The 24,022-nt window shown below is 43.0% G+C and carries 10 protein-coding genes and 1 riboswitch; all 10 genes read right to left on the minus strand.

The genetic code is table 11. The features are described 5' to 3' along the window. Positions 1 to 8 precede the first annotated feature (8 nt). A complete protein-coding gene (locus KQI22_RS12265) occupies positions 9 to 977 on the minus strand; it encodes a 3'-5' exonuclease (protein ID WP_216552765.1) in 969 nt (322 codons plus the stop codon). A gap of 8 nt (positions 978 to 985) precedes the next feature. After that, the gene (locus KQI22_RS12270) at positions 986 to 2,668 is read right to left on the minus strand and encodes a methyl-accepting chemotaxis protein (protein ID WP_216552767.1); all 1,683 of its coding nucleotides are present in this window, start codon (positions 2,666 to 2,668) and stop codon (positions 986 to 988) included. A 97-nt stretch (positions 2,669 to 2,765) separates the two neighbouring features. Then, positions 2,766 to 3,788, minus strand: coding sequence for a response regulator transcription factor (locus KQI22_RS12275; RefSeq protein WP_216552769.1), 1,023 nt, complete (start codon positions 3,786 to 3,788; stop codon positions 2,766 to 2,768). An 85-nt stretch (positions 3,789 to 3,873) separates the two neighbouring features. Beyond that, positions 3,874 to 5,055: a hypothetical protein gene (locus KQI22_RS12280; RefSeq protein ID WP_216552771.1), complete on the minus strand. Its 1,182-nt coding sequence runs from the start codon at positions 5,053 to 5,055 to the stop codon at positions 3,874 to 3,876. 14 nt (positions 5,056 to 5,069) lie between these two features. Next, complete coding sequence (locus tag KQI22_RS12285) at positions 5,070 to 5,546, minus strand: hypothetical protein (protein WP_216552773.1); 477 nt, start codon at positions 5,544 to 5,546, stop codon at positions 5,070 to 5,072. Between the two features lie 20 nt (positions 5,547 to 5,566). Continuing rightward, positions 5,567 to 13,891 carry an InlB B-repeat-containing protein gene (locus KQI22_RS12290; protein WP_216552775.1) on the minus strand — a complete coding sequence of 2,775 codons (8,325 nt, stop codon included), beginning with the start codon at positions 13,889 to 13,891 and terminating at the stop codon, positions 5,567 to 5,569. 120 nt (positions 13,892 to 14,011) lie between these two features. Further along, positions 14,012 to 14,437, minus strand: coding sequence for a MarR family winged helix-turn-helix transcriptional regulator (locus KQI22_RS12295; protein ID WP_216552777.1), 426 nt, complete (start codon positions 14,435 to 14,437; stop codon positions 14,012 to 14,014). Positions 14,438 to 14,455: 18 nt separating this feature from the next. Continuing rightward, complete coding sequence (locus KQI22_RS12300; RefSeq protein WP_216552779.1) at positions 14,456 to 15,787, minus strand: MATE family efflux transporter; 1,332 nt, start codon at positions 15,785 to 15,787, stop codon at positions 14,456 to 14,458. Positions 15,788 to 15,860: 73 nt separating this feature from the next. Beyond that, positions 15,861 to 16,742: a cation diffusion facilitator family transporter gene (locus tag KQI22_RS12305; protein ID WP_216552781.1), complete on the minus strand. Its 882-nt coding sequence runs from the start codon at positions 16,740 to 16,742 to the stop codon at positions 15,861 to 15,863. A gap of 119 nt (positions 16,743 to 16,861) precedes the next feature. Then, positions 16,862 to 16,945, minus strand: a riboswitch (NiCo riboswitch). 123 nt (positions 16,946 to 17,068) lie between these two features. After that, positions 17,069 to 23,842 carry a leucine-rich repeat protein gene (locus KQI22_RS12310; protein ID WP_216552783.1) on the minus strand — a complete coding sequence of 2,258 codons (6,774 nt, stop codon included), beginning with the start codon at positions 23,840 to 23,842 and terminating at the stop codon, positions 17,069 to 17,071. Positions 23,843 to 24,022 lie beyond the last annotated feature (180 nt).

Below are 24,022 nucleotides of genomic sequence, written 5' to 3' on the forward strand. Positions count from 1 at the left end.
GCAGAAATCTATTTCTTTTCCCTGTCATGCCTTCTCCTGATCTGTCTCTGGATTCTGGCATGTTCCTTTTTTTCAATGATCTTATCTACATCTTCTTTAGAGATCAGCTTCATTGTCTTGATGACAAATACACTTTCCGGATCACAGACGTTTTTCCGGATACGGATCTTTCCCTTTAAATAGCCATGTTTTTCGCAGTAGGAAACGCTGTAATAATGCTTTCCGTTTGGTGTAAACCACCGGATCTTTTTTCTCGCCGCTTTATCGCAGATATAGCATCTGGTAGATAAAACCTCCCGGTCTTCCATTGCTTTTCCCTTATCCGGGAAACTTCTGGAAATATATTTACTATAGCTGGGAAATACCTTGTGGATCTCCTCTTTTTTGCTCTTTGGAAGCTGGTAAGTATCGTAGGAACAGTATTCCTCGATATCCGGCGGGATCTTCTGCAATACAAGCGCGGTATAATAAGCATCACTGAATGCCCGATGGAACGGAATATCCTTTTCAATCTGCAGACTGTCTACCGCATATTCCAGCGTTCTGCCAACCTTTTTGTTTTCAAAGGCGATCCCAAACAGCTTCTGGATATCCAGAAAGCAGATCGGCCCTGTCGCCAGAGCCGGCATCTGATAATATTTCATGTTCCGCTGCAGCTCCAGAAGATCCAAAGATCCCCAGCTGCAGAAGATAAAGTCTTCTCCGCACCATGCAAAAAATTCTTCCACAACTTCCTGAAACGGATCACCGCTGCGGAGCTCTTTCATATTCACATGCAGCATATCTTCTATGATATCAGGCATTTTCTTATATATAGAAGGTTTGATGATCTTTTGAAACTGCCCTATGATATTTTTGTGTTCATCAAGCTTGATCGCTCCGATTTCTATGATTTCAAACGGAATCTCCTCGTGGCTGCTTTCTCTTTTTCCGGCAATTCCCTGATTCCATTCGAGGTCAAATACAATATAATCCATACTGGTCCTTATTTGAAATATTCCATGAGTTTTGCCAGCTCTTCTGACACATCACTTACATGACTCGTTGCTGTATTCATCTGATCTATTGATTCTGCTATATTCGTGATATTTGCAGAAACTTCCTCATTACTTGCGGCATTTTCTTCGGAAATGGCACTCAGGTCATTGATATTTCCGATGATCGCCTGTTTGATCGCATCAAGCTGCTCTGCTTTTTCACTGATCCGGGAAACCGCTACCAGGTTATCACTGATCGTTTTGCTGAGTATCTCAAAGCTGTTTTTCGTTACCGTGATATCTTCCTGCTCTTTTCCGATCAGCTTCTTCACTTCATTGACAAGCGCAACACTTTCATTTGACTTTTCAAAAATGTTATCCGCTACCTGCTTGATCGCATCTGCGCCCTGCGCACTCTGCTCGGAAAGCTTCTTGATCTCATCCGCAACAACGGCAAAGCCGCGTCCTGCCTGTCCGGCTCTTGCTGCTTCGATGGAAGCATTTAAGGATAACAGACTTGTCTGCCCTGTAATATCCATGATCAGATCAACTGCTTCATTGATAGAAGAAATTGCCTGATTGGTCTCTTCGATCTGGTTTGTGATCTTTGTGACAATATCCGCAGACTGATGAGAGCTGTCCAGCACTGTTTCGATCGATCTTGTCGCATCACTGTTTGCCTGCTCCATATGTTTGGAATTTTCGCTCAGCACCTGTACATCCTGATCGATATCCGTGATCGCATTGCCCATATCCATGGATTTTGTATTGACATCCTGTACATTTTCAGCCAGCGTTACCGCTGTAGTCGATAATTCCTCCATTGCCTGACTGATCTGCTTTGTACCGTCATTACAGAAATCTGCCCGTTCGTTCAGCGCAGATGTATCCTGCTGCAGATTGACCACATGGTCATTTACACCGGAAACGATATCATTCAGCTTTTCTTTCAAGATCTTGGAAGCACCGATCAGCTTCTCTGTTTCCGCAATCATGGAAGAACCGGTGATCTCATCGGAAATATTACCATTTGCAATATTTTCAATATTAGATGCTGTTTTTGCCAGTGGCTTACGGATCACCCTTGCCAATATGATCAGAATGATCAGATAAATCACTGCAAGAATCCATGCGATCACCACAAAACTGAGGATCAGGCTACTTTTTGCACTGTTTACAACTTCTTCTTTTTCTCCCGCAAATGCCATACCGATCACTTTACCGTCATCCGTACAGACCGGCGTATAATATACATAGTATTTTGTTCCTGAAATATCTACATTATCAGCCTGATAGTCTTTTCCCTCTTTGACTGTATTCCATACCTTTTCTGCTGCTTTTGTTCCTTCGACTCTTTTCCCGCTCTTATCCTTAATGGATGTAATATAGCGCGTATCTCCTTCAAAGAAAGTCAGCTCTATTTCATCCTTTTGCAGAGAATCGATGAACTCGTAACTTACATCATCTTTCTCCAGAATATTTTCCCGGATGTCCCATTCAAAATACTTTTCCACTGAGATCGCACACGCCCTCAAACGGGAATATGTACTGTCTTCCAGCTCCTGCTCCATTTTGTTTGCAGCGAAGGTCGTCAGGATCAGGATCGCCGTAAGCAGCGGAACACTACCGATCAGAATGATCACCCACAAAAAATTCAATCGTTTTCCTGTTACATTTTTTCCCTTTTTCATACACAAATCGAAAGATTAAAATCTTCTTTCCCCTTTCTGTATTTTGTTTTTTTATTATAACATCACGTCTTTTGTTAGAAAAGCCCTTACTGCTCTTTTACTGGTTCACAAAATCCTTTATTTTTTCTCTCTTATCGATCTGCAGCTTTTCCAAAATATCCGAAACATAATGCTTCACCGTATTAACCGACAATCCCATATGCTGTGCGATCTCCTGATTCGTCCAGTCCCGACAGGCAAGCATCGCAATGGAAAATTCCAAAGGCGTGAGAAGATCCGTCACGTCCCTGTTCATCTGGGAATTGTGAATCTTCATCCAGCCACGGCTGAAGGCGATGATCCCATCAACCAGTCTTTTGTAGATTTCCGGTTCACTTTTTCGCAGGCAGACCTCCAGAACACCCTGCAACAGCCCATGATATTCTATAAACGGCTCAAAAAGTCCGTCTTTTTCCGCAAAGGAAATCGCCTTCTTCACAGAACTGATCGCTTCTTCCTGTTCTTTTTGATTGATCTGACACATGGCAGCAATACAATTTAAGTAGATAAATGGGATCGGATAGACCGCATCTGCCATCAGCATTGCGGTCTGTACGACCCCTTGTGCTTTCAGATATTCTTTTTTTAAATACATGCCATGCGATAAAATGCTGATCGCAAACAGTCTTTGTCCTACCGGCAGATCAGAAATACAGTCCTCTAAAGCCGGCATTTCTTTTTCTGTTTCGATATGCAGAAAAATGTTGATCAGATAATAGGCAAAAACACAGGAAGCCTTGATCTGGGCATCTGCAGCTTCCTTTAAAGCTCTTTCCAGACACTGCTTTACATCTATACGCGCTGCCTGTGCTTCCCCGGCATTTCCGAGTGTCAGATTTGCAAATACATACAGCATGTCCGCTGACAGGCGCAGCATCACATCGTCACTTGCCAGATATTTTTTCACAAGATCCACACAGCCCTTTGCATCTGCTGTAAAATAGCAGGCTTCCGCACGCGCGATCTCAGCCGATTGCGCGTCTTCTATCAGATCGATCGCCTCTTTCATATTACCAAGCGCAAAAGAAGTCCCGACTAAAGGCAAAAGGGTTCTTCCTTTTGCAAAGTGCAGCTTTTCCATTTTACACTCTCCTCCACACACATTCTCATAACATTCATTATAGCATGGGGAGGAGAGGTTGCAACCTTACACGGACAGATTCTATTTATTGGTCAAGTTGTTTTTCCTCACTTTTATTATTTTTTCTCTTTTTTAAAATAATAATCAGCCATAATATGATACCGGCAGTCAAAAGCAGTAAAAGGAGCCACCAGAAGCTGAAATGCCGGACGGATACTTCTGATTCCTTTTCGATGGCTCCATCCGCTGTATCGATCTCTCCCTGCGATACGGATTCAGACATTTGCTCCTCTGATTCCTGTCCGGTCGTTTCTGTGATATCTTGTTCCTGCCCGGTATCTTGCTCCTGATTGATCATTTCCTGTTTTTGTTCCGCATTTTTAACGGTATTTTGCTTTTCCGGTGCTTGTGGCGTCTTTGCCGCCTGCGATGTCTGCTGCGTCTTTTCTGTCTGCGGTGTTTGTGTCGTCTGCGGCTTCTGCGTTGTCTGCGGATCTTCCTGCGAAACAGCTTTCGTTTTAATCGTGATCACCTGATTTTCACAGACCTTGGAGAGCTTTAATGTCCCCTTTTTCACCTTTTTTGTCACATCTTTTCCGTTTAATAAGACGCGCTTTATTTCATAACCGTCTTCTGCTGTGATCTTAAATTTCGGTTTGGAAAAACGTGGTACGGGGTAAGCATCACTCAATCCCTTATCGCCCTTTACATACAGTGCTGATGCATGCTTGCCTTCGATCGATACTGTATGCGTTTCCGGAACCGTTGTACCGATCTCACTCTGGGATGCCCGGATCTGTATTGGTGTAAGCAGACTATTTTGATCCACATAGGATATGGTAAATGTGATCGCTGTTTTATAGCTTCCGCCTCGTGCTTTTTCCCAGTCTGCTTTTTTGATGGAAATAGTCAGATCTGTCGTTTCCCCTGCCTTTGTGTATTTCTGGCTCTTAAATTCTTTTTCCCCTTTCAGGATCTGATAAGGAATAACAGATTTAGGATGTTCTTCATGAACAAACGCTCCACTGGTATCCATTTTCACCAGAATACATTTATTTTCTTCCAGAACAGCCTCTTTTATCTCAATGGTTCCATAGGTTGCGTTCTCTGTCAGAAACGGAACCGTTGTATCGGATGGAATCACAACCTCATAAGATGGATCTACCTGATAGGTCACATTTGTTTTATCCGGTGCTTTGGCAGAAACCGTCATGGCAGATACGGCAAATGTCAGTAATGCTGTCAGGATCAGAAGTTTCTTTTTCATCTTTTTCCCCCTTTTTATTGTGCAACAAGAACAGTTTCCACATTTGCCCCGTTCATTTCACTTCCATCTGTCAGAGATGTCGTTGTAATCCTGATCTGAGCCGGATACTCGCCTTTTTCCAGTCCACGGGACAAAGTAACATCTGTGATCGCTTTTCCCGGTTCTACCAGTTTTGAAGTATAAATGGTTTCTTCCCCTTCTGTCAGGACGATCTCAAATGTAAAATAGCAGGGGTTTCCTTCCGGGTTTTGCAGATTCATTGTGACATCCTTTGTATCTGCCGAAATGGTGATCCTCGGATAACCCGGAATACGGATTCCCTCCGGTTTTTCTTCGATCCTGTCTGTCTGTACTATTGCATTTTCATCCAGATCCGGCGAAAATGCCGGATCTTTGCTATCCTGTCTGACCAGAAAATAAACTACAACAGCTACTATTACGACCACGAATATACCACCCGCTATCATCAAAATTCTTTTTTTATTTCTCATATTCTGCCCTTCATTTGCTTTTATTTCTCTAAATAGGTTACTTTAAACAGTATATTGTCGAGATTATATTCATCATCGCCGCCACCGTTTGCATCAAACTCGATCCAGAAATACTCCACATCTGTCCGGTCAAGCTCGTAGGAGAAGTATTTTGTGATCTTTCTGTCCAGAAGGTCGGATGATTCTGTCTTCCAGGAAACTTCTTTGCCATTTTTTGGTTTGTACCGCAGACGCATGACCGCATAACCGTCTTTGACCATATGCACATTGTACTGGACTTCCACTTTAACCTTCTTGAAATTTTTGCTGACTACGTCCAAAGACATGTTATCCATGTTCATTACATACTCTGCGCCTTTTCCAAGCCCGTAATCTCCTGTTACCTTTTCCTTCTCCTGTTTTCCGTCCACATAGAACTTAAAGGAAATCTCTCTGTTTTTGCCATCGGTGATATTGTAACTGTTTGTGTACTTCGATGGTGTATACAGATATTTTCCGTTTGGCTTCCAGTTTGCCTTCAGCGTGATATCTTCTGTGTCGCGCAGGATAAAGCTCTTTTCTGATACATCAAAATAACCCAGATTTTCATTTTTATCATTCGTTTTATCCCATCCGTCCAGCACATATCCCCATTTATGGCGTTTACTGTCATTTGTGCCGACCTGCGTGATATCCACCTTGGATTCAAAGTCATGGCTCGCATATTCTTTGTATAATTTATCCAGGTTGTAATCAAAGTAAACGCGGTACTGCTTCGGCGTATAAACCGGATATAAGGTCATATTCCTTTCCACATGCTTCATCTGATGCCTGTTGCTGTAGTCATAACTCGGATTTTCCAGACTTGTCGTCCAGCAGTAGAATTTGTATCCCTTTGGTGCTTTCTTGCATGCTTCCAGTTTTTTCGTTTCAAAATAGGTGATCTGCATATCATCCATGCCAAGCACAACCTTATCCGATGCAAAACTGATCGTATAAGTGATCACTTTCCAGTTTGCCTTAAAATGACGATCTCCATAGGAACCTACTGGTATGGTCACATCCTTCACAAGACCTTCTTTGCCTTTTTCACTCCAGCCCAAAAATTCATAATGGCTCTTTGTCGGGCGGTTTAATACGATCGTATTGCTTTCATACGTATAGGATGTCGGATTGTAATACTCTTTTCCGCCATCCAGATCATAGGTGATCTGATATGCTGCCGGCTCAAACACCGCTGTCAGATTGACATCCTTTGCCGGCATTGTCTGCGGTACTTCGCCGCTCCAGTTTTTGAATATATAATGCTCTTTTTTCGGATCTGCCGGGCGGCTGATCGTCTGTCCGTATTGATATGTTGCACCCTTATCGTCATTACCAACCATAAAAGCAATATGGTAGGAATTGATCTGCCACTGTGCAGTATAGGTCACATCATGATCCGGGATCGTATTCTCTACCCTGCTGTCCCAGCCTGTGAAGGTATATCCTGTTTTCTTTGGAACAGGCACTCTTATTTCACTGCCATAATAGCCGTTTTGTACAACATCACTTTCCCCGTTATCCAGTTGGAATCTGACGGTATATCTGTTTCTTGCATAATCAAAGGTATATGTGTTCTGGTAAGCTTCTGAACGGATCTGTACCGGATCCAGTACCGGCATTGTAAATCCATTTGTGACCGCAGCATCACCAATTCCTTCCGGTGTTACAAAACTGTCGATTTGTGCTTCTCCGCTTACAATTTTGTAATTTACATATCTGCCATTCAGATTTTGTACTCTGTAAATAAATTTGTAGGACCGCATATCAGGGATCCATTTTGCATATAAGGTCAGATCTCTGTCGGGCATGACACCACTGAACGGCTGTGTGTAATCTGCATCTTCATACCAGCCACCAAACAGGTAGGCTTTTCTTGCCTGCGTTGGCAGCTTACTGCCACTTTTCTTCTCATCTGTCACATCTTCCACAGAAATGCCATCCGCACAGACTATATCATGCGCCGTCAGTGTATGCTTACTGCAATCGTAGTAATACTTGATCACAAGCATATTTTGCGGATCTCCCGCTACTGTGCCCTGCTGTACATCCGGCTTTGTATAGCCGCTGTACGCATTTACCGCAGGCTCTACGATCGTATCTGTATCTGCATAGCGGTAGCTTCTCTCTGCCAGCTCATACGCGCCCGTTTCTACATTTTCCTTATAATGCTCTACCACATACCTGGTCTGCAGGACATCCCACTTTGCATATAAAGTCAGATCCAAGGCGGGCATTTTATCCGGTCTGTAAACAGTCTGCAGTGCTTCATCTGTATACCAGTCTGCAAATTCATATCCGTTTCTGTAGATCGGAAGCGCATCCAGAATGTCTTTTAAAGGCGTTCCGTATGCTATCATCTGCTCTGTGCTCTGCTCGCAGATTCCACCGTTTAATACATATCTGATCTGATACTGCTTTCTCGGATACACATAAATGATACGATTGTTTTCTACAGATCCCTGTTCCAGTGTATGGGTTATTGGAGTTACATCCTCGTAGCCCTCCGGTGCTTTCGTTTCCGGTGTTATCACATCTCCCGGTTCTCCGTACAGACTTTCCGCCAGATACAGCCGCCTGCTGCCATCAAGCTGTGTCAGATAATGTAACACCTGATAAGACTGTTTTCCATCTATCCATTTTCCATATAAAACCAGATCCTGATCGGGCATTGTTGTTCCCGTATATCGGTTTTCAAAGCCTGCTTCTGTATACCAGCCTGCAAATGCATAGCCATCTCTTACCGGATCCGGTATCGTAATATCTTCACCATATTTTTTCTGTGCGGTTATTGTATTTGTTCCGGCCGCATCATTCGTTTCGTACTGATAAGTCAGCGTATGCGTGTTGATCTGATAATTATATTGGATATTCGGATCATATGGATCGATCTTAAAATCCGTCAGTCTTGAGCTTTCATCAAACGTATAGCCTTCAAAGCTCTTTACCTCCGGCGGCTGTACAACACTGTCCGTCAGACCGGTATAAGTTTCCATATAGGAATTTACCTGCGTGGCTCCATCCAGGAAATTGTATGATACATAATAGGAAATTTCATCCGCAACCCACTTTGGATAGGCGGTCAGATTTTTTGCAGGCATTGTTTCATAGGTGAAAGGACTCGTAAGAGCCTGATCCTCATACCAGCCTTCTACACGATAGCCCGGTTTACCGTTTGTCATCTCTTTCTCATTTGGAACCGGAATCGCTGCACCATATTGTACTGTATATGGAATGAGCTCCGTTTCGCTCCGATACCATGCCATGATGTAATCGTTGCGTTCATATTGATACTCGATGACAAGCGTTCCGACACCATCCGCATCCACCGTTACTTCTTCCGTACGCACAGTCGGTGACGTAAAGCCTTCATAGGATTTTACCGCCGGTGAAACCAGATCGCCTGCAAGCGCGGTAAATACTTCTTCCTCCACAAGTGTATATGTGGATGCTTCCCCTTCCGGGAAACCATATTCATTCAGGATCTCAGGATTTTCCTGATAATGTCTGACCGTATAATTGACCTGCATGCTTTCCCATTTTGCATATAATGTGATGTCATGTGCAGGCATTGTATCATCAAATTTCTGCTTATGATCTGCATCCAGATACCAGCCAAGGAATCTGTAGGCTTCTCTTTCCGGCGTTTCGGTCACAAGCTTCTGCTCCGGTCTTGCGGTAAATGTCAGTTCGCTTCCTGCTGGCAAGGCTGCATCGGATGCCTGCAGATCATACGTCACTGTATATACATTCCGGTCATAGAAAACCCGCAGCTCCAGACTTCCGTCCGCTTTGATCTCGCCATCTGGTAGTCTGTTATCTTTTAAGTGATAAATTGCCGGATCATACGCGCCTGCAGGTGCTGTGACAGTCTGCCCGGTTTCTCCGGTCAGATACCGTATCTCATTTAAAATATAACCGTCTCCGTTTTCTTCCTCCACATAATATCGTACCGTATAACCAATGCCTGACTGCGGACTCCATTTTGCAAAATAAGTCACATCCTTTGCCGGTACATCCTGTGGGATTTCTTCCACAGTCGTATTTCCTTCCATGATCCAGCCGTCCAGATCATAGCCCGGCTTATAAACCGCAGGTACAGGCATCATGGTGCCATAGCGGTAAGAACCCGTAGAAACCACCTCGTTATCTGACCGATAGGTTGCGGTATATTTTGCTCTCGGATAATAATATTCAATGAGCGTACTGCCATCTGCTTCTACAACCGCTGATCTGACCGCCGGTGTTTCGTAGCCTTCGCGCACCTTTGGCTGTGGACTGATCGTAGCTCCTGTCAATGCGGTTTTCTTTTCCACACCATCCGCAGGCACTTCGTAAACACCGTTTGCGCCCTGCAGATATGTCTTTACCGTGTAAGAAACACCGGCAGGCGTCCATTTTGCATAGACAAGCGCATCCTGATCGGGCATTGTGGCAGGAATGGTATAAGGCTTTGTCAACGCCTCATCTGTATACCAGCCTGCAAATGTATAGCCCTGTTTTACCGGATCCGCCGGCTTTATGATTTCCGTTCCGTATTTCTGGTCGAGCGGCGTGACATAAGAACCACCGTTGCTCATAAAGGCGAGAATATAGCCATCACGCAGCATATCCCAGTGCAGCTTCACTTTTTTCTGGAACGGTTTTGTGTTGAATGTGCCCGGCTGATTCTTCCATGTGACGATCATCTCGCCGTCTACCGATTTTTCCGCGCCCGGATCTACCGTAACAAGATTGGTTTCCGGGTCATAAGAAAAGGCATCATTTGTCATCGTGATCACAAAATACTGGTCACTGTCATCTTCATAGATCTTTGTGAAATATTCTCCGTCGTCCAGACCTTCCTTCATATCCATGTAATTCATGGTGAAGAAGTCATCTGGAATACGCATTTTCTTCATTTCATACTTCAGATTACATTCCATGTCCGTTGTATCCGCAAAATCCAGCACATTTTCCAGCGTACCGGCGGTATATAACGGCCACATGGCTTCATAAAGCGTCGGCGAATAGGTAAATGCATTGGAAAGTGCCTGCGCACGGAACTTGATATCCAGATATATGCCGATCTCCAGATATAGCGCACCGATCGCTCTCGTATTTCTTCCGCTCGAAGCGGTATATTTCAGGATGTAATATAAATACCCCCAGAGCTGTACATAACCGCCTACTTCCGCGGAAAGTCCCACACTTGCCAGCTCCGTTGACAAAAGCCCGACACGTACCGTCAGTCTGACACCAGCTTTGACGCCGATCGTTCCCATGGCATATGCGGTAAATTCATACTGTTCTTCGGTAATATTGATCGTATCACTCGTTGCTTTCCTGCCTTTTACCTGCAGACAGAACACATATCGTTTGGCATTTTTGTACCAGAAGCTCATACCGATCGAAACATTGACTTTCGTCCAGACAACGAAATCCAGCTCGATCGCAATATCGATCACCAGAAGCACACGGAAATGCTGCTCTGTGATCCGTTTGGTGTAAATCTCGACCCAGTCACCATCATCCTCTAACAGATCTGCATAACGTTCTGCCAGAGATTTTGCCACGGAGATCTGATTGCTGCCTCCGGTATTGGCATCCACATCGTCATCCGATCCGCCCAGATTTGCCAGGAAAGGAGCTTTATCGGATATATACTCATTTCCGTTCTCCATCATATCTTCAAGCTCGGAAATGATATTTTCTACATCATTTGCCAGTTTCTGCTTCTTTTTAAATTGAGATACCGGAACGCCGCCCGCTGTCGGATAAAGCAGGTAATTGTTCGCCTGCTCCGTTTTAAAGTTGATATCCAGTCCGATCCCCGTATATTCATACAGATCCAGAGAAGCTGTCACGCGGTAATCCGCAATATAAGGGAAAATGCCCCATACCTTCCATACCGCTTCCCCATCTACATGAACTGCGACACGCACTTCCTGTTCAAATGTTGCTGTGACGGTGATCGTAAAATCCGCATAACGCGCTACATGGAACGTGATCGGAACTGTAATCTCCAGCCCCAGATGGACGCCACTTTCATTGCCGTCAAAATGGTGCAGCTTTGTATCAAGATCCGCCTTGACCTGCGGTGTTCCCACTTCCACACGCTTTTTCGCAGAACCCGGGGCTGTCAGCCCCTCTATCTCATCTGTTCCCGCAATTTTCACATCTGCTTTCAGTTCTTTTCCAAGCTCTTTTTCCAGCGCGGCAAAAGAATCTGTGCGCAGCGTCATTTCACCGATCTGCTGTGCTACGTCTCCGGCAAATCCGCTTTCCACTGCCTGCGCTTCCAGATTGCTTTCCAGTGCCTGCACATCTGTACCGTCCAGCAGATCTTTTCCTTTCACGGACTCGGTCGTGTAAACGTCCATGGCAGCTTTGACATCTTCCCATGTCTGCGGCTGATAGGCAATGATATACTGTCCATTTGACATAAGGACACTTGTGATCTTTCCGTAGGAAAGCGTACCCTGATCATTTGGGTCTGTATACAGAGCCAGAAAATCTCCCTCATCCACTGTCGTATCGGCAGAAAGCATGGAATTCTGGCTGACACTGTCAGCAAATGTCAGTTCAGACAGATCAACCGTTACACTGTTGTTTCCCGGATCGCCGTCCTGATCCTTCGTAAGATCCAGTGGCAGGACATCCGGCATAAAAAGCACATCCTCTGTCTTAGAACCCCGGTAAGTATACTGGTTTCCGTTCACGCCCGTGATCTCAAAGAACGAAATATCGCTTCCATCCGCAGACGATGCTACCTCATCCATTGTCGGAATGACATCTCCCGCATAAACTGCGATCTGATCGCCTATTTTCAGCTTTTTATCCGTATAGGTGAAGCTGCCGGTCGTCGTACTTCCTTCACTTCTGACCGATCCGTCCGGCCCAAGCGTCATCGTTGCAACAGAAACAGACTGTACACTTTGTCCGTTCACAGTCAGGTTGGATAATTCTTTTATTTGGATATATTTCAGGTTTGGATTTAAGGAAACATTTTTTACTTCATCCTTATGGATGGAAATCTCGTATTCACGGATCGAAGTATCAAAGCCGGTAAAGTAAAGATCTTTACTATCTAATAGCAGCCTGTAATTGGAACCCTCTTTCCAGCCGTTTTCCTTGCTGATCGTATAGGTATTGTTTCCTGCGGCTGATAAATGCAGTGTGATCTCTTCCGCAAAATCACTGATATTTTTTAAGGTACAGGCAGCTAAGATCTCATCCGCGCTCATGGCTCCGCTCTGATCCGTTACCTGAATGACAAGAGAAGCACCGTCTACATCGATCGCGCGCGCAAAAGCAGCGATCGCATGTGACTGGAACGCCTGATCTTCGGTATAAGCTGCATATAATGTTGTATCGCCCAGCAGGCGGTCTGTTGTTGCGACATATCTGGTGCAGCCCTCATCATAGCACCAGCCGAGAAATGTATAACCGGACTTGATGGCGATCGGCAGATTGCTAAGAGAAGTGCCCGGCGCAAGAGTCTCTTCTTCAAAGGAAATGAGGCTGCCAGGATTATTCGGATCATCCTTAAAACCACCGTTTGCTTCATAATTTATCGTATAGCTGGGGCTTTCATGACCGATCTCAAAGGTCAGCGTATCTTCATATTCTCCCGCTGCCTGCGGATCTCCTGTTACCTCACAGACATAGACCTTTTCATCACTCTTTTTCGTGGATGTCAGATTGATGATGGGTACATCATTTTCCGGTATCAGCTTTGTATCTTTTTCCTTGAGCTGATAAGAAAGCAGCGCGTCGTGATTTTTGAGATGCCAGTTATTTTCCGAATTGACCGAAACCTTTACGACTTCCTGCTCATACAGACCGTCTGCTGCGCCGCTGAATTTCAGCTCGGAACCGTCTGCCTTTACATTCGTCGGGATATCCACATAATAATAAGGATCCGTCCATTTTGCATAAAGAACCAGAGAGCCTGTGTAAGATGCATCTATCTTTGTAACAGCCTCTCCGCTGCATTCTTTATTATCATACCAGCCTGCAAATGCATATCCCGGCTTATTGATGACCGATGCATCAGGCAGCTTATTTACTGGATAAGAAGAAGGTGCCTGATAGCCCTCTATAAAGGAACCACCGTTCAGGGCGAAATCCAGCGTTTTTTCTTCTTTCCTTGCAGATACTGTGTCATTTGAGATTTTTGAAGAATCTGTATTATTTTCTGCAGATTGCCGTGAAATAACAGACGATTTTGTCCCACCCTGCGGACTGACCTGTGAGGCTCCTGCCGGAACCTGTAATACAGATGCAAAAAGTGTTACACTCAGCAGATAACACAGGAATTGTTTTCCAAAGCGTTTTTTCATCTATTTTCCCCCACATACTCTATCTTATGCACACAAATCAAAACAGATAGCTATTTTTACTATTTTATCAAAACGCTTTTTCCTGTAACATGCTCCTTTTATGCCAAAAAAGTGCCCCTTTTACAGCCCCTTCACCTTTTCACTGATCTTTTCCGCATAATCGCGGTTGATCCGCATAAACATCTCCTGCTCTTCCCGCGACCAGGAATCATAGATCTCATTTTCGATCGCGATCACTCTGCATACCGTGTTTTCGATCAGCTTTTTGCCGGTTTCTGTTGCAACGACTCTTGTATTGCGCCCTTCTCCCGGTAAAATGGAGAGAACCCCGTTTCGTTCCATTTTTTTCAGAGCCGTATTTACCGTTGATCTGGTCAGACAGGATTGTTTATACAGAATACTCTGGTTACACCCTTCCGGATAGGAATACATGATATATAAAATATCCATCTCACTGTCTGACATCTGCATTTTTACTGCAGCTTCATGATAGGCATTTTTGATTCGTCTCTCGATCTCAAAATATTCTTTAAATGCTTCTTTCATGTGATCATTCTCCCCTTTTTACATATAACCGTATTTTTTCTTATTGTAGAACAGACATCCGAAGGACAATACCAGTGCCATTGCTTCTGCCATGATGACCGCATACCAGATACCGGAAGGCCCGAAAACAGCCGGCAGGAGCAGAACTGAGATCACCTGGAAGATCAGTGTTCTGCCAAATGAAACACCTGCGGATACGACACCGTTGTTCAGTGCTGTAAAGAACGAGGAAATATAAATATTATAGCCTGCTCCCAGAAACGAAAATGCATAGACCGTAAATGCCATGATCGTCATGGCAAGCAGCTCCTTATCATAGCTGACGAAAACAAGAGAAAGCGGTTTCGCCAGTAAAACGGCTGCCAGTGTAAGCACGATCTCCATAACTGTTATGATCCGCAGACTCTTCCGCAAAAGCCCTTTCAGTTCATCCTTGTTACCCGCTCCATAGTGAAATCCGACAATAGGTGCACTTCCCATGGAATATCCGATAAAGATCGACAGGAAAATAAAGTTGACATACATGATAACACCATATGCTGCAACACCGTTTGTTCCCAAAAGCCGGATCAACTGCCAGTTATACAGCATATTAACGACCGACATGGAGATATTGGTCATAAATTCGGAAGCTCCGTTTGTACATGCTTTTACTACCGAAGAAAGATCCATATGCGTTTTTCCGAGGCGCAGCTTGCTTTTATTACGCACAGAGAAATAAATCAGCGGAATAAGTCCTCCCACGCACTGGCTGGCAGCAGTCGCTTCCGCTGCACCGGCAACACCGAGCTTTAACACGCCGACAAGCAGCGCATCCAAGATCATATTGACAACACCGGCTATGATCGTCACATACAGACCGAGATTCGGTCTTTCTGCTGTGACCAGAAAGCTCTGGAAGATATATTGCAGCATAAACGGTACCAGCGACCAGAGAATGATCCTGCCATACTGCAGGCAATAAGGCATCATTTCCGCACTTGCACCAAGCAATTTACAGATCGGCTCCAAAAAGAGCAGTCCTATCACCATTAAGACCACACCGATTCCGATCAGCAGATAAACCAGCAGGGAAAAAGTCTCATTTGCCTTTTTTTGATCGCCCACACCAAGCAGATAAGCTACCAGTGCGCTGCCTCCGGTTCCAAACATAAAACCGACCGCTCCGAAGATCATCAAAAACGGCATTACAATATTGATCGCCGCAAATGGCTCTGCACCTGCAAAATTTGATATGAAAAAACCATCCACCACGCCATAAATAGAAGTAAAAACCATCATGATGATCGATGGAAACGTGAATTTTAACAGCTTTTTGTATGTGAAATGTTCTGATAATTCTATATGCATAAACTCCTCCTGAAAAAAATGTCCGAAATCGTACATTTGCTAATATAGTACGGTTTCGGACATATGTCAAGAGTTATTTACTTGGATTTACATGTACCATAATATGTTTTACCTTAGGAAAATTCTGTTCTATGCTGTCATGAACCGATTCCGCAATTTTATGTGCTTCCTGAAGAGACATGGAACCATCCAGTGCAATTTCCATATCAACATAAATCTTATTTCCAAAGATTCTTGTCTGAAGCAGATCAATTCCTTCTACACATTTATTTTTTCTGACACAATTACGGATCTGGTTTTCCGTTTCTTCATCACAGGAATGATCTACCATTTTATCCATGGCGTCTTTGAAAATATCATAAGCTGCTTTTATGATAAATACAAATATCACCAGACTGGCTATAGAATCCATTACCGGAAATCCCATTCTTGCACCTGCGATTCCGACCAATGCTCCTATTGAAGAAAATGCATCGGAACGGTGATGCCACGCATCTGCCATAAGCGCGCTTGAATCAATCTTTTTTGCATAATGTCTGGTATACCAGTACATTGCCTCTTTACTGGCGATCGACACGATTGCTGCGATCAGTGCCAGAATACCAGGAACCTGCAGATGATTATAATCTCCCTGCGTAATGGCCTTTAATGCGTTCGAACCGATCCCAAGCCCTGTGATAAACAAAACGATGGATAAGACGATTGCCGCCACACATTCCAGACGCTCATGTCCATACGGATGCTCCTTGTCAGCACTTTTGGATGACAGTTTGATCCCGATCATAACAATAAATGTACTGAATACATCGGATGCGGAATGGATCGCATCACTGATCATGGCATTGGAATGCGCAATCACACCTGCTAAAAGTTTCATGACAGATAATACAACATTCCCAATGATCGTCACGAGAGACACTTTGTTTGCAACTTTTTGAAATTCATTTTTTTCCATACCAGTTACCTCCTGAAATAAGTAAGATAGCTCTATGGCACTAACGATATGTGGGGTTTTACAATGATGTGTTTTCCAGAAAAGTATAAAAAAACACCCACGAACCAGTATAAAGCAACTACTGTCCCGTGGATGAAGAAATTCCACTGTCACCTCTGTGACCCGACTCCATGATAAATCACGGTCTGCTCAGTTTGTACTGTAGTCTTATGCAGTGCAAAGAGTTATGATATGTATATCATATGTGTCACAGAATGTCAACGTTCCTTTTTCATTTTAATAAATCCACTGTGAAATTGCCCATCATTCGTTACTTTTCTTGTCGATTATGCTTTTTTAATGGTAACACTTTTGGGCAGGCTTTTCTTTCTCAATAAAGTTTTATAAGCCTTCAGTTTTTTAGACGGTACTGTAATAACCGTTTTCTTTTTTACCCCTCTAAATGCTTTCTTATGCACATTCTTATCATTCAGCTTTGTCGTCTGGATCACGATCTTCTTTAAATTCTTACAATTTCTGAATGCATCTGCACCGATCTGCTTCACATTCTTTCCGATCACAATCTTTTGGACCTTCTTATTTCCTTTGAATGCCTTCTTCGCGATCTTTGTGACTTTGTATGTCACACCATCAATCTTTATCGTGGCAGGAATTGTGACATTTTTCGCCTTTTTATTCACTGCCCCCATATAGGTAACTTCTTTCTTCTCGGCAGATGTCACCTGATAAGTGCCTGCTTTTTTATCATCCTGCAGAATCGTACCTGCTTCCGGTTCTTTCGTCGACTGCTGTGATGGCATCGGTGTCACTGTTGGCTCTGGCGTCGGTGTCGGTGATGGAGCATCGGAAGGATCATTGCCAGTTTCGATCTTCGCAATTCGTTTCTCCTCATAATAGCCGCAGCCGCTGCACGAATAGGACATGATGCCTTCCTGCTTGGTTGTTGCAGGTCTGAGCTCTTTACTTACAAGCGACGTATGATTCGATGCATCCTTCGGTATTGAAACGCCATCGCTTATCTTTTTACCACAGATCAGACACCAGATCTCGCCTGTAGTTCCTTCTGCAGCACAGGTTGCTTTCACTGCTCCCTTTACTTCCGTCTTTGCATGCTCACAGGCTGCACGGGTAATTTGGATCATAACGGATTCATTTACATAGCTGCCCTTATCAGCTCCTTCATATATTGCTGTTGCAGAAACTGCTATATTCTCCGTCAATACTGTCTCCATATCCGTATCGGACCATTTCCAGTCCTGTGGCAGCTCTACACTGCCAACCGTTTCGCAAGAATATGCCACATTCATTGTACTACCAGGCATAAACGGTGCATTCTGTGCCTGATTAACCGTTATTGCGACACTTCCTGTCACTTCTTCATAGGAATCGGTATCTTCCGGCGTAAAGATATAGTCAAACGTCTTATTTCCAAGGTAGATAAGTTTTGTTGAAGGCGTCTTCCATGTAAAGGTTCCGGCTACGGATGTATTTGCATCTATACCAGTACCTGCACTTCCCATACCATTGCCATAAATCACTGTACCGATCAGTACCTGCGTGTTCAGATACTCGCCATGTGTATAAGCATTTGCAGGCTGTGGCCGCGTGCTGATATACGGTGTCGCTTTCTTTACTGATATGGTAACAGTTGTTTTTACAGCATCAAAGTCATAATATGCTTCATATGCTACATCATCCGGTGTAAAATAAATCTCATAGGAACTGTTTCCTGCCTTCAAAGGCTTATTTATAACCGCAGGATCTACAAAATGCCATGTTCCGGAAATTTTTCCACCATCTATACCTGCTACATATCCCTGCTCCTTTGCCTTTTCATTTAAAAGGTCTTCACTGAGCACCGCCAAAGGATTATAAATATATGAATCCATTACAGGTGTTTTCGTCAGTTTTGCCTTTGCCTTATTTACCGTAACAGTAACAGTATCTTCATACTGCTTGTAGTTCATATCCGAAGGCTTGAAAATATAGTTTACCTGATGCGTACCTACTGTCAGTACAGCATCCGGTGTTTCCCATTCGAGTGTTCCGGATACAGTTATGCTGCTATCAGCCGTATCCACAAAACTAACATCCTGAAAACCAATCTCTGAAAGTGACTCTCCATAGGTCAGTGCGCGTTCCGCTTTCACTTCTGCATCTGGCTGCACTGTGAATTTATCTGTTTTTTCAAACTGAAAGACTATTCCCGCACCACCATTGATCGTACAGTTTTCCGTCGTTACCGGAATGGTAACTATTGCCGTCTTAGGCACATAAGTGTCAGATTTATTTATGACACAAAGAATTTTTCCATTCTCTGCAACATATGGAAGTTGATCGAAAAATGCCTCTTTTGCCGTAACATTATCTACTACCGTTCCATTTATCTCAATTGTCATTCCAACGACAGCAGCTTTGTTATCTTCACTGCCATCTCCATAAATAACTGTACCAAGACGATCTGCCTGCAATCCATTTTTGGAAATCATGTCATACGCAGGCATAGCAACGTTTGCATAAATGGAAGTACTTGTAAATACCGGTATGGTAATATCAGCCTTTTTGATATTAACGTCTACTGTCAACGGTGTTGCTGCTGTGTAATTTGTAGATTCCGGAAGCGAAATAGTAATTTTTGCACTTCCTGCACCCTTAAGTGTTACTCTTCCGTCCGCTGAAACCGAAAGAAGTTTATTGGCAATCTCCGCTGCATCGGTTATTACATCACCACTTGCTTTCTTTGCATCGGTTATTGTATATTGAAGCGCAGCTTCTTTATGACCTGCCTCTACACCAAGATCAAAGGCCGCAAATTCTCCTTCATATTGGTACTGCACATTCTGTGTGGCATTAAATTCCGGTAATGTGTTGATCTTACCTGCTGCCTTTGCGATCACAAGCTGGCAATACTCCACAGTGTCTACATCTGCCAGATCTGCATAACATTTCCACGCAGTCACATTATAATTTTTATTTTCCAGTTTAAAACTGATTCTGTAATTTCCATAGTTAGAATCCGGTTTTGCTGCATCTTCCGGTATTTCAATGACTAAATTCTCTTTAATCGTATCCTGCGTATCGCCAATTACCAATGGTGTACTTTCATCTATCGCAAAATCAAGATCATCAATTCCCGGACAGGGTTCACCATAGGTTTTGTGCATATCTGCAACCTTTATGATGATCGGATGTGGTGCAATCGTAGGCGTAACGTATGCAACTGTAGTTTCATAAGTATCACCATAGATTGTTGCATCCGGCGTAAAGGTTACCTGAACCAGTCTGGTATCGCCAACTTCAAACACATCTGTACTTGTATCGGTAATTTTCCATGTACCGGTTATCTTTTTACCGTCATACTCAGCTTCTCCGGCTATAACGATCAGATCCTGCACCGTGTCTCCATATGTGCCAGTCAATACCGGATCTTTGGTAACCTTCGGTATTGGATTTGTCGTAGTAAATTCAACCGGCTCTATTGGTACTGTTATATTGCCCGCCTTATCAATAGCCGCTATCCAGACTGCAGTTTTTTTGTTCGGATGCAGCGGATAGAAAAATAAAGGCTGCCCAAAGTCACTTAATTCAATTGTATTATCACCCTTTGTTCCTTCTGTTTTAAAGATTGCGGGAAATGTATCAGGACCGGATTGAAGCTCACTATTCTTATTTTCCCGAATCCATCTTGCGGTATAATAAAGCCTAGTCGGTGCATTCAAATCCCAATCAGTGCCTGCATCCCATTTTCCATCCTTCTGCGTAGCAAACGGCTGATACTTCGGATCACTGTTCATATAATTCTTTACATCTGTTTTGCAGTTATCATATGTATAACTGGCTCCCTCTTTAAACTCCCCTTCCGATACAAAAAACCACATCAGCGTTGCATCCTCGCTTAAATTAACGTTGAGTATCGCCTTGGTATCCTTCAGTGTACCGTCTTCTTTTTTCGGCTCAGATACTGTCACGACAGGAGCATTCGCATCCACCACGATACCCTCAGTGCAAATATAATCACTCAGATTTCCGGCATTATCCATAGCATAGGCATAGACAATATAATTGCCATCATTCTTTAATGCATCTCTTACTGTGCCTACATTTCCGGCTCCACTACTTACTCGTATAAATCCTTTCTTTATATCCCATGCTCCTTTTTGCAATGCATCTAATTCTTCCTTTGTCTTTACTGCTGCTTCACCATCTGCAGCAGCATCGTCAATTTCCTGAACATAACAGTAGTACTCTGCACAAATCAATGCAGTAACATCACTGACCCCATTTACACCCTGTTTTTTATCATTCGCCTTGATCTTAATCTCAAGCGTATTATCATTATAAAGATGTCCGAAACTGACAGTATTTAAGAGCTTTCTCCACCAGTTTTCCTGAATCCGGATACCATAACCTTCTGTATTTCCATTTTCATCTTCCCATATCGGTGCAGTTGTATCAATCATAAGCGTTACGTCCACAGGTTCTGAAATATAACCTGTTACCGGGTCTTTTCCATAAAGTGTCTGGGTATGCATGCTTTCCTGCGTAAAAGTATAGCCCGGATTTATGCCTTTAATCGCATCCTCAAGACTTGTATAAAACTCTACCTGTCCGCTTAAGCCTGCAGCATCTTCCTTGCTGTCTCTGTATATAATATTTTTCATTCGTGTTGATACCAAACCGCCATTATCTGTAACATTATGTTCAGAAAAACCTACTGAAACACCGTCATTTTTCCAATAATAAGGATCATTCGTATACCATCTGGTTGTAGACATAGAAGTCTGCTTCAGTGTAAAGGCAGGCTTGATCTGGAAATTTGCAGATAGTTTGCCCTTATAGTTGCCTGTACCGGTAATCGTAACTTTTGCATGATCAGATATATCTGTATTATCCTCAGCAGTTACAATAAAGTCCTTATCTTTAACAAGTGTATAAGCAGCTCCGGCATTTTCTTTTTCATCCTTAATTTCTGTATCCACAAGCTTATCATCCCAGGCTGTCGGAATAATAGATTTACCTGTATAATATGCTATGACATTTTCGGAATCATCAAACGTTATCCCGTTTACAGTCAAATCTTTTGGCGTAATCTTTGCTATAAGCTGATCTGTGATCAATTCGCCACAGCTTTTATTTGTTACCTTAATATAAAAAGGATAGTCTCCAGCATCGGTGATCATATACATTTTTTCTTTTGCTGAACCAAATTCCTTCTCGACAATCCATGTCTTCTGATCATCCGTGCTGTACTCAACCTGGTTTGGATCAGACCAGTCCTGTCCATACCACCATATTGCTTCTGATGTATTGCAGGTCTGAATATACTCTCCATCTTCTAACTGTGGGAACTGCAGTTTATCACCTTCATCAGGTTTAAACTCAACTGCATACGCATTCCATGCCTTATGTTCCTTTCCGTCATAGATAATTTCAGCATTTTTTGCACCACATACATCAAAGTCACCCAGACGCATTTCACCCTTACCAATTGTAAAGTAGATCGTAAAAGAACCAACATAGTCTCCTTTACCGGTAATCGTTACCTGCGGTGCCTTTGTGGCATCAAAGTTTTCCTCGCCCTCTTTCAGAGAATACGCCTCTGCATTATTTTTATAGACTACTGTATAATCCGGGGTGTTTACGGTTTTATCGCCACCGGAGCCAAGCATACCATAACCATTATATATTGGAGCAGTAAGCTCTTTTTCGTCTCCACCTACAGATTTCCATGTGATTTTTGACAATATCTGTGGATAGCTGTCATAAGTACGTCCATCCAGTCCTTCGATGGTAAGTGCCTTATTTGCATAGGCTTTTTCAATATTTACTTTATTGCAGGACGTATCTTTACATTGACCATCCTCTCCCCAGTTATGTGCTGTAATTGTTACATATGATTCAGGCATAATAAAATACTTATTATTTGTAAGAAGTGGATGAGATCCTGTAGAATCTATATAATTACAGGCATTATCATCTACATAAATTACAGATTCCGCCTCTTGCTTATTCTTACTGTAAAGCCCGTAGGTCTCATCCTCAAAGGATGTGACAGTTTCAGTATTTTTGTCCTCTGGCAGAGTAATGCCATCCTCAGGAAGTACCTTATACCACACCTCAGATTCTCCGGTATAACCTGCCAAAGCATCACCAAACTTTACTGATGATGTTCCGGTGTAAAAAATCTCCAGTTGACTGTCAGCATTTCCATAAAATGCAGGGATATCATCTGCTGAAAATTCATCTATTACCGCAGTAACTGTTTTTTCTGCAATATACGCTGATTCTAGCTGCGTATTTGCTCCGTTTATACGAAGTATGGCATCAAATAAATCCACGGCATAAAATCCTTCTGCCTGTGTAGTGGAGGTTACCGCCGCATTATCTAATTCAAGTTCACCCTTACTTAACATGATTGTGGACTGACCCTTTCTCGAACCTTCATAAGGTGCACCGCTTACCTCTACACCGTCTTTCAGTGTAAGATTTGCATCTGATATTTCAATGAATCCACCCTCAATCTTAATATTCTGCAGGGTAATGTTTTTATAAAAGCAATCAATAACAGTGGTATAGCCGCTGCCTGTCAGGGTATACGTACCATTTTCCGAGCATATAGTAATAGGAATTCGAAGTAAAACATCTCCCCATTCCGCTACATCTTCGTCTATAGTTGTATCTTTTAATAATACAATCTTTACAGACGCCCAATCTTTAAATTCATCTTTTGCAGAGCTATTATCACTCAGATAATCTGTCGCTGACTTCCAGGATGAATAATAAGTAGAAGCAACTATACCATCCTCCTTTGTTACTTCAATTCTGACAGTTGCATCCTCTGCATCAACATTCGTCTCATTTGTTTCTGTCGTATCGTCATTTAACAGTGCCACATATGCATTGCCGGAAACTCCGGAACTTTGGATCATATTAGAACTTACTACACCCGTCCTGTCAGTTTCTGTTTCAGCAGTCTCTGTTTTTGCCAAAACTGATAGTGCAGAAAAATCTATTGCATTCCCCATCAATGCAACAATCAGCCCTATTACAAACAGTTGCTTTCCCAGAGTTCTCCCCACTCTTGTATTTTTCTTTTTCATATGAATCGTTCCCACTTTCTCCTTTCCAATTTTTTTACACAAACAGGTCTACTCGCCTTTTATTTTTATACTTTATAAGATTTTATAAATTTTGGCAAGTCTATATACGTTATTATATGATTATAAAAAGGTTTTTTTGTATATTTGCATTAAAAAAGCGATAACAAAGGTATCTTCATT

Source organism: Kineothrix sp. MSJ-39 (assembly GCF_018917935.1).
In the GTDB taxonomy this organism is placed as follows: Bacteria; Bacillota; Clostridia; order Lachnospirales; family Lachnospiraceae; genus CAG-194.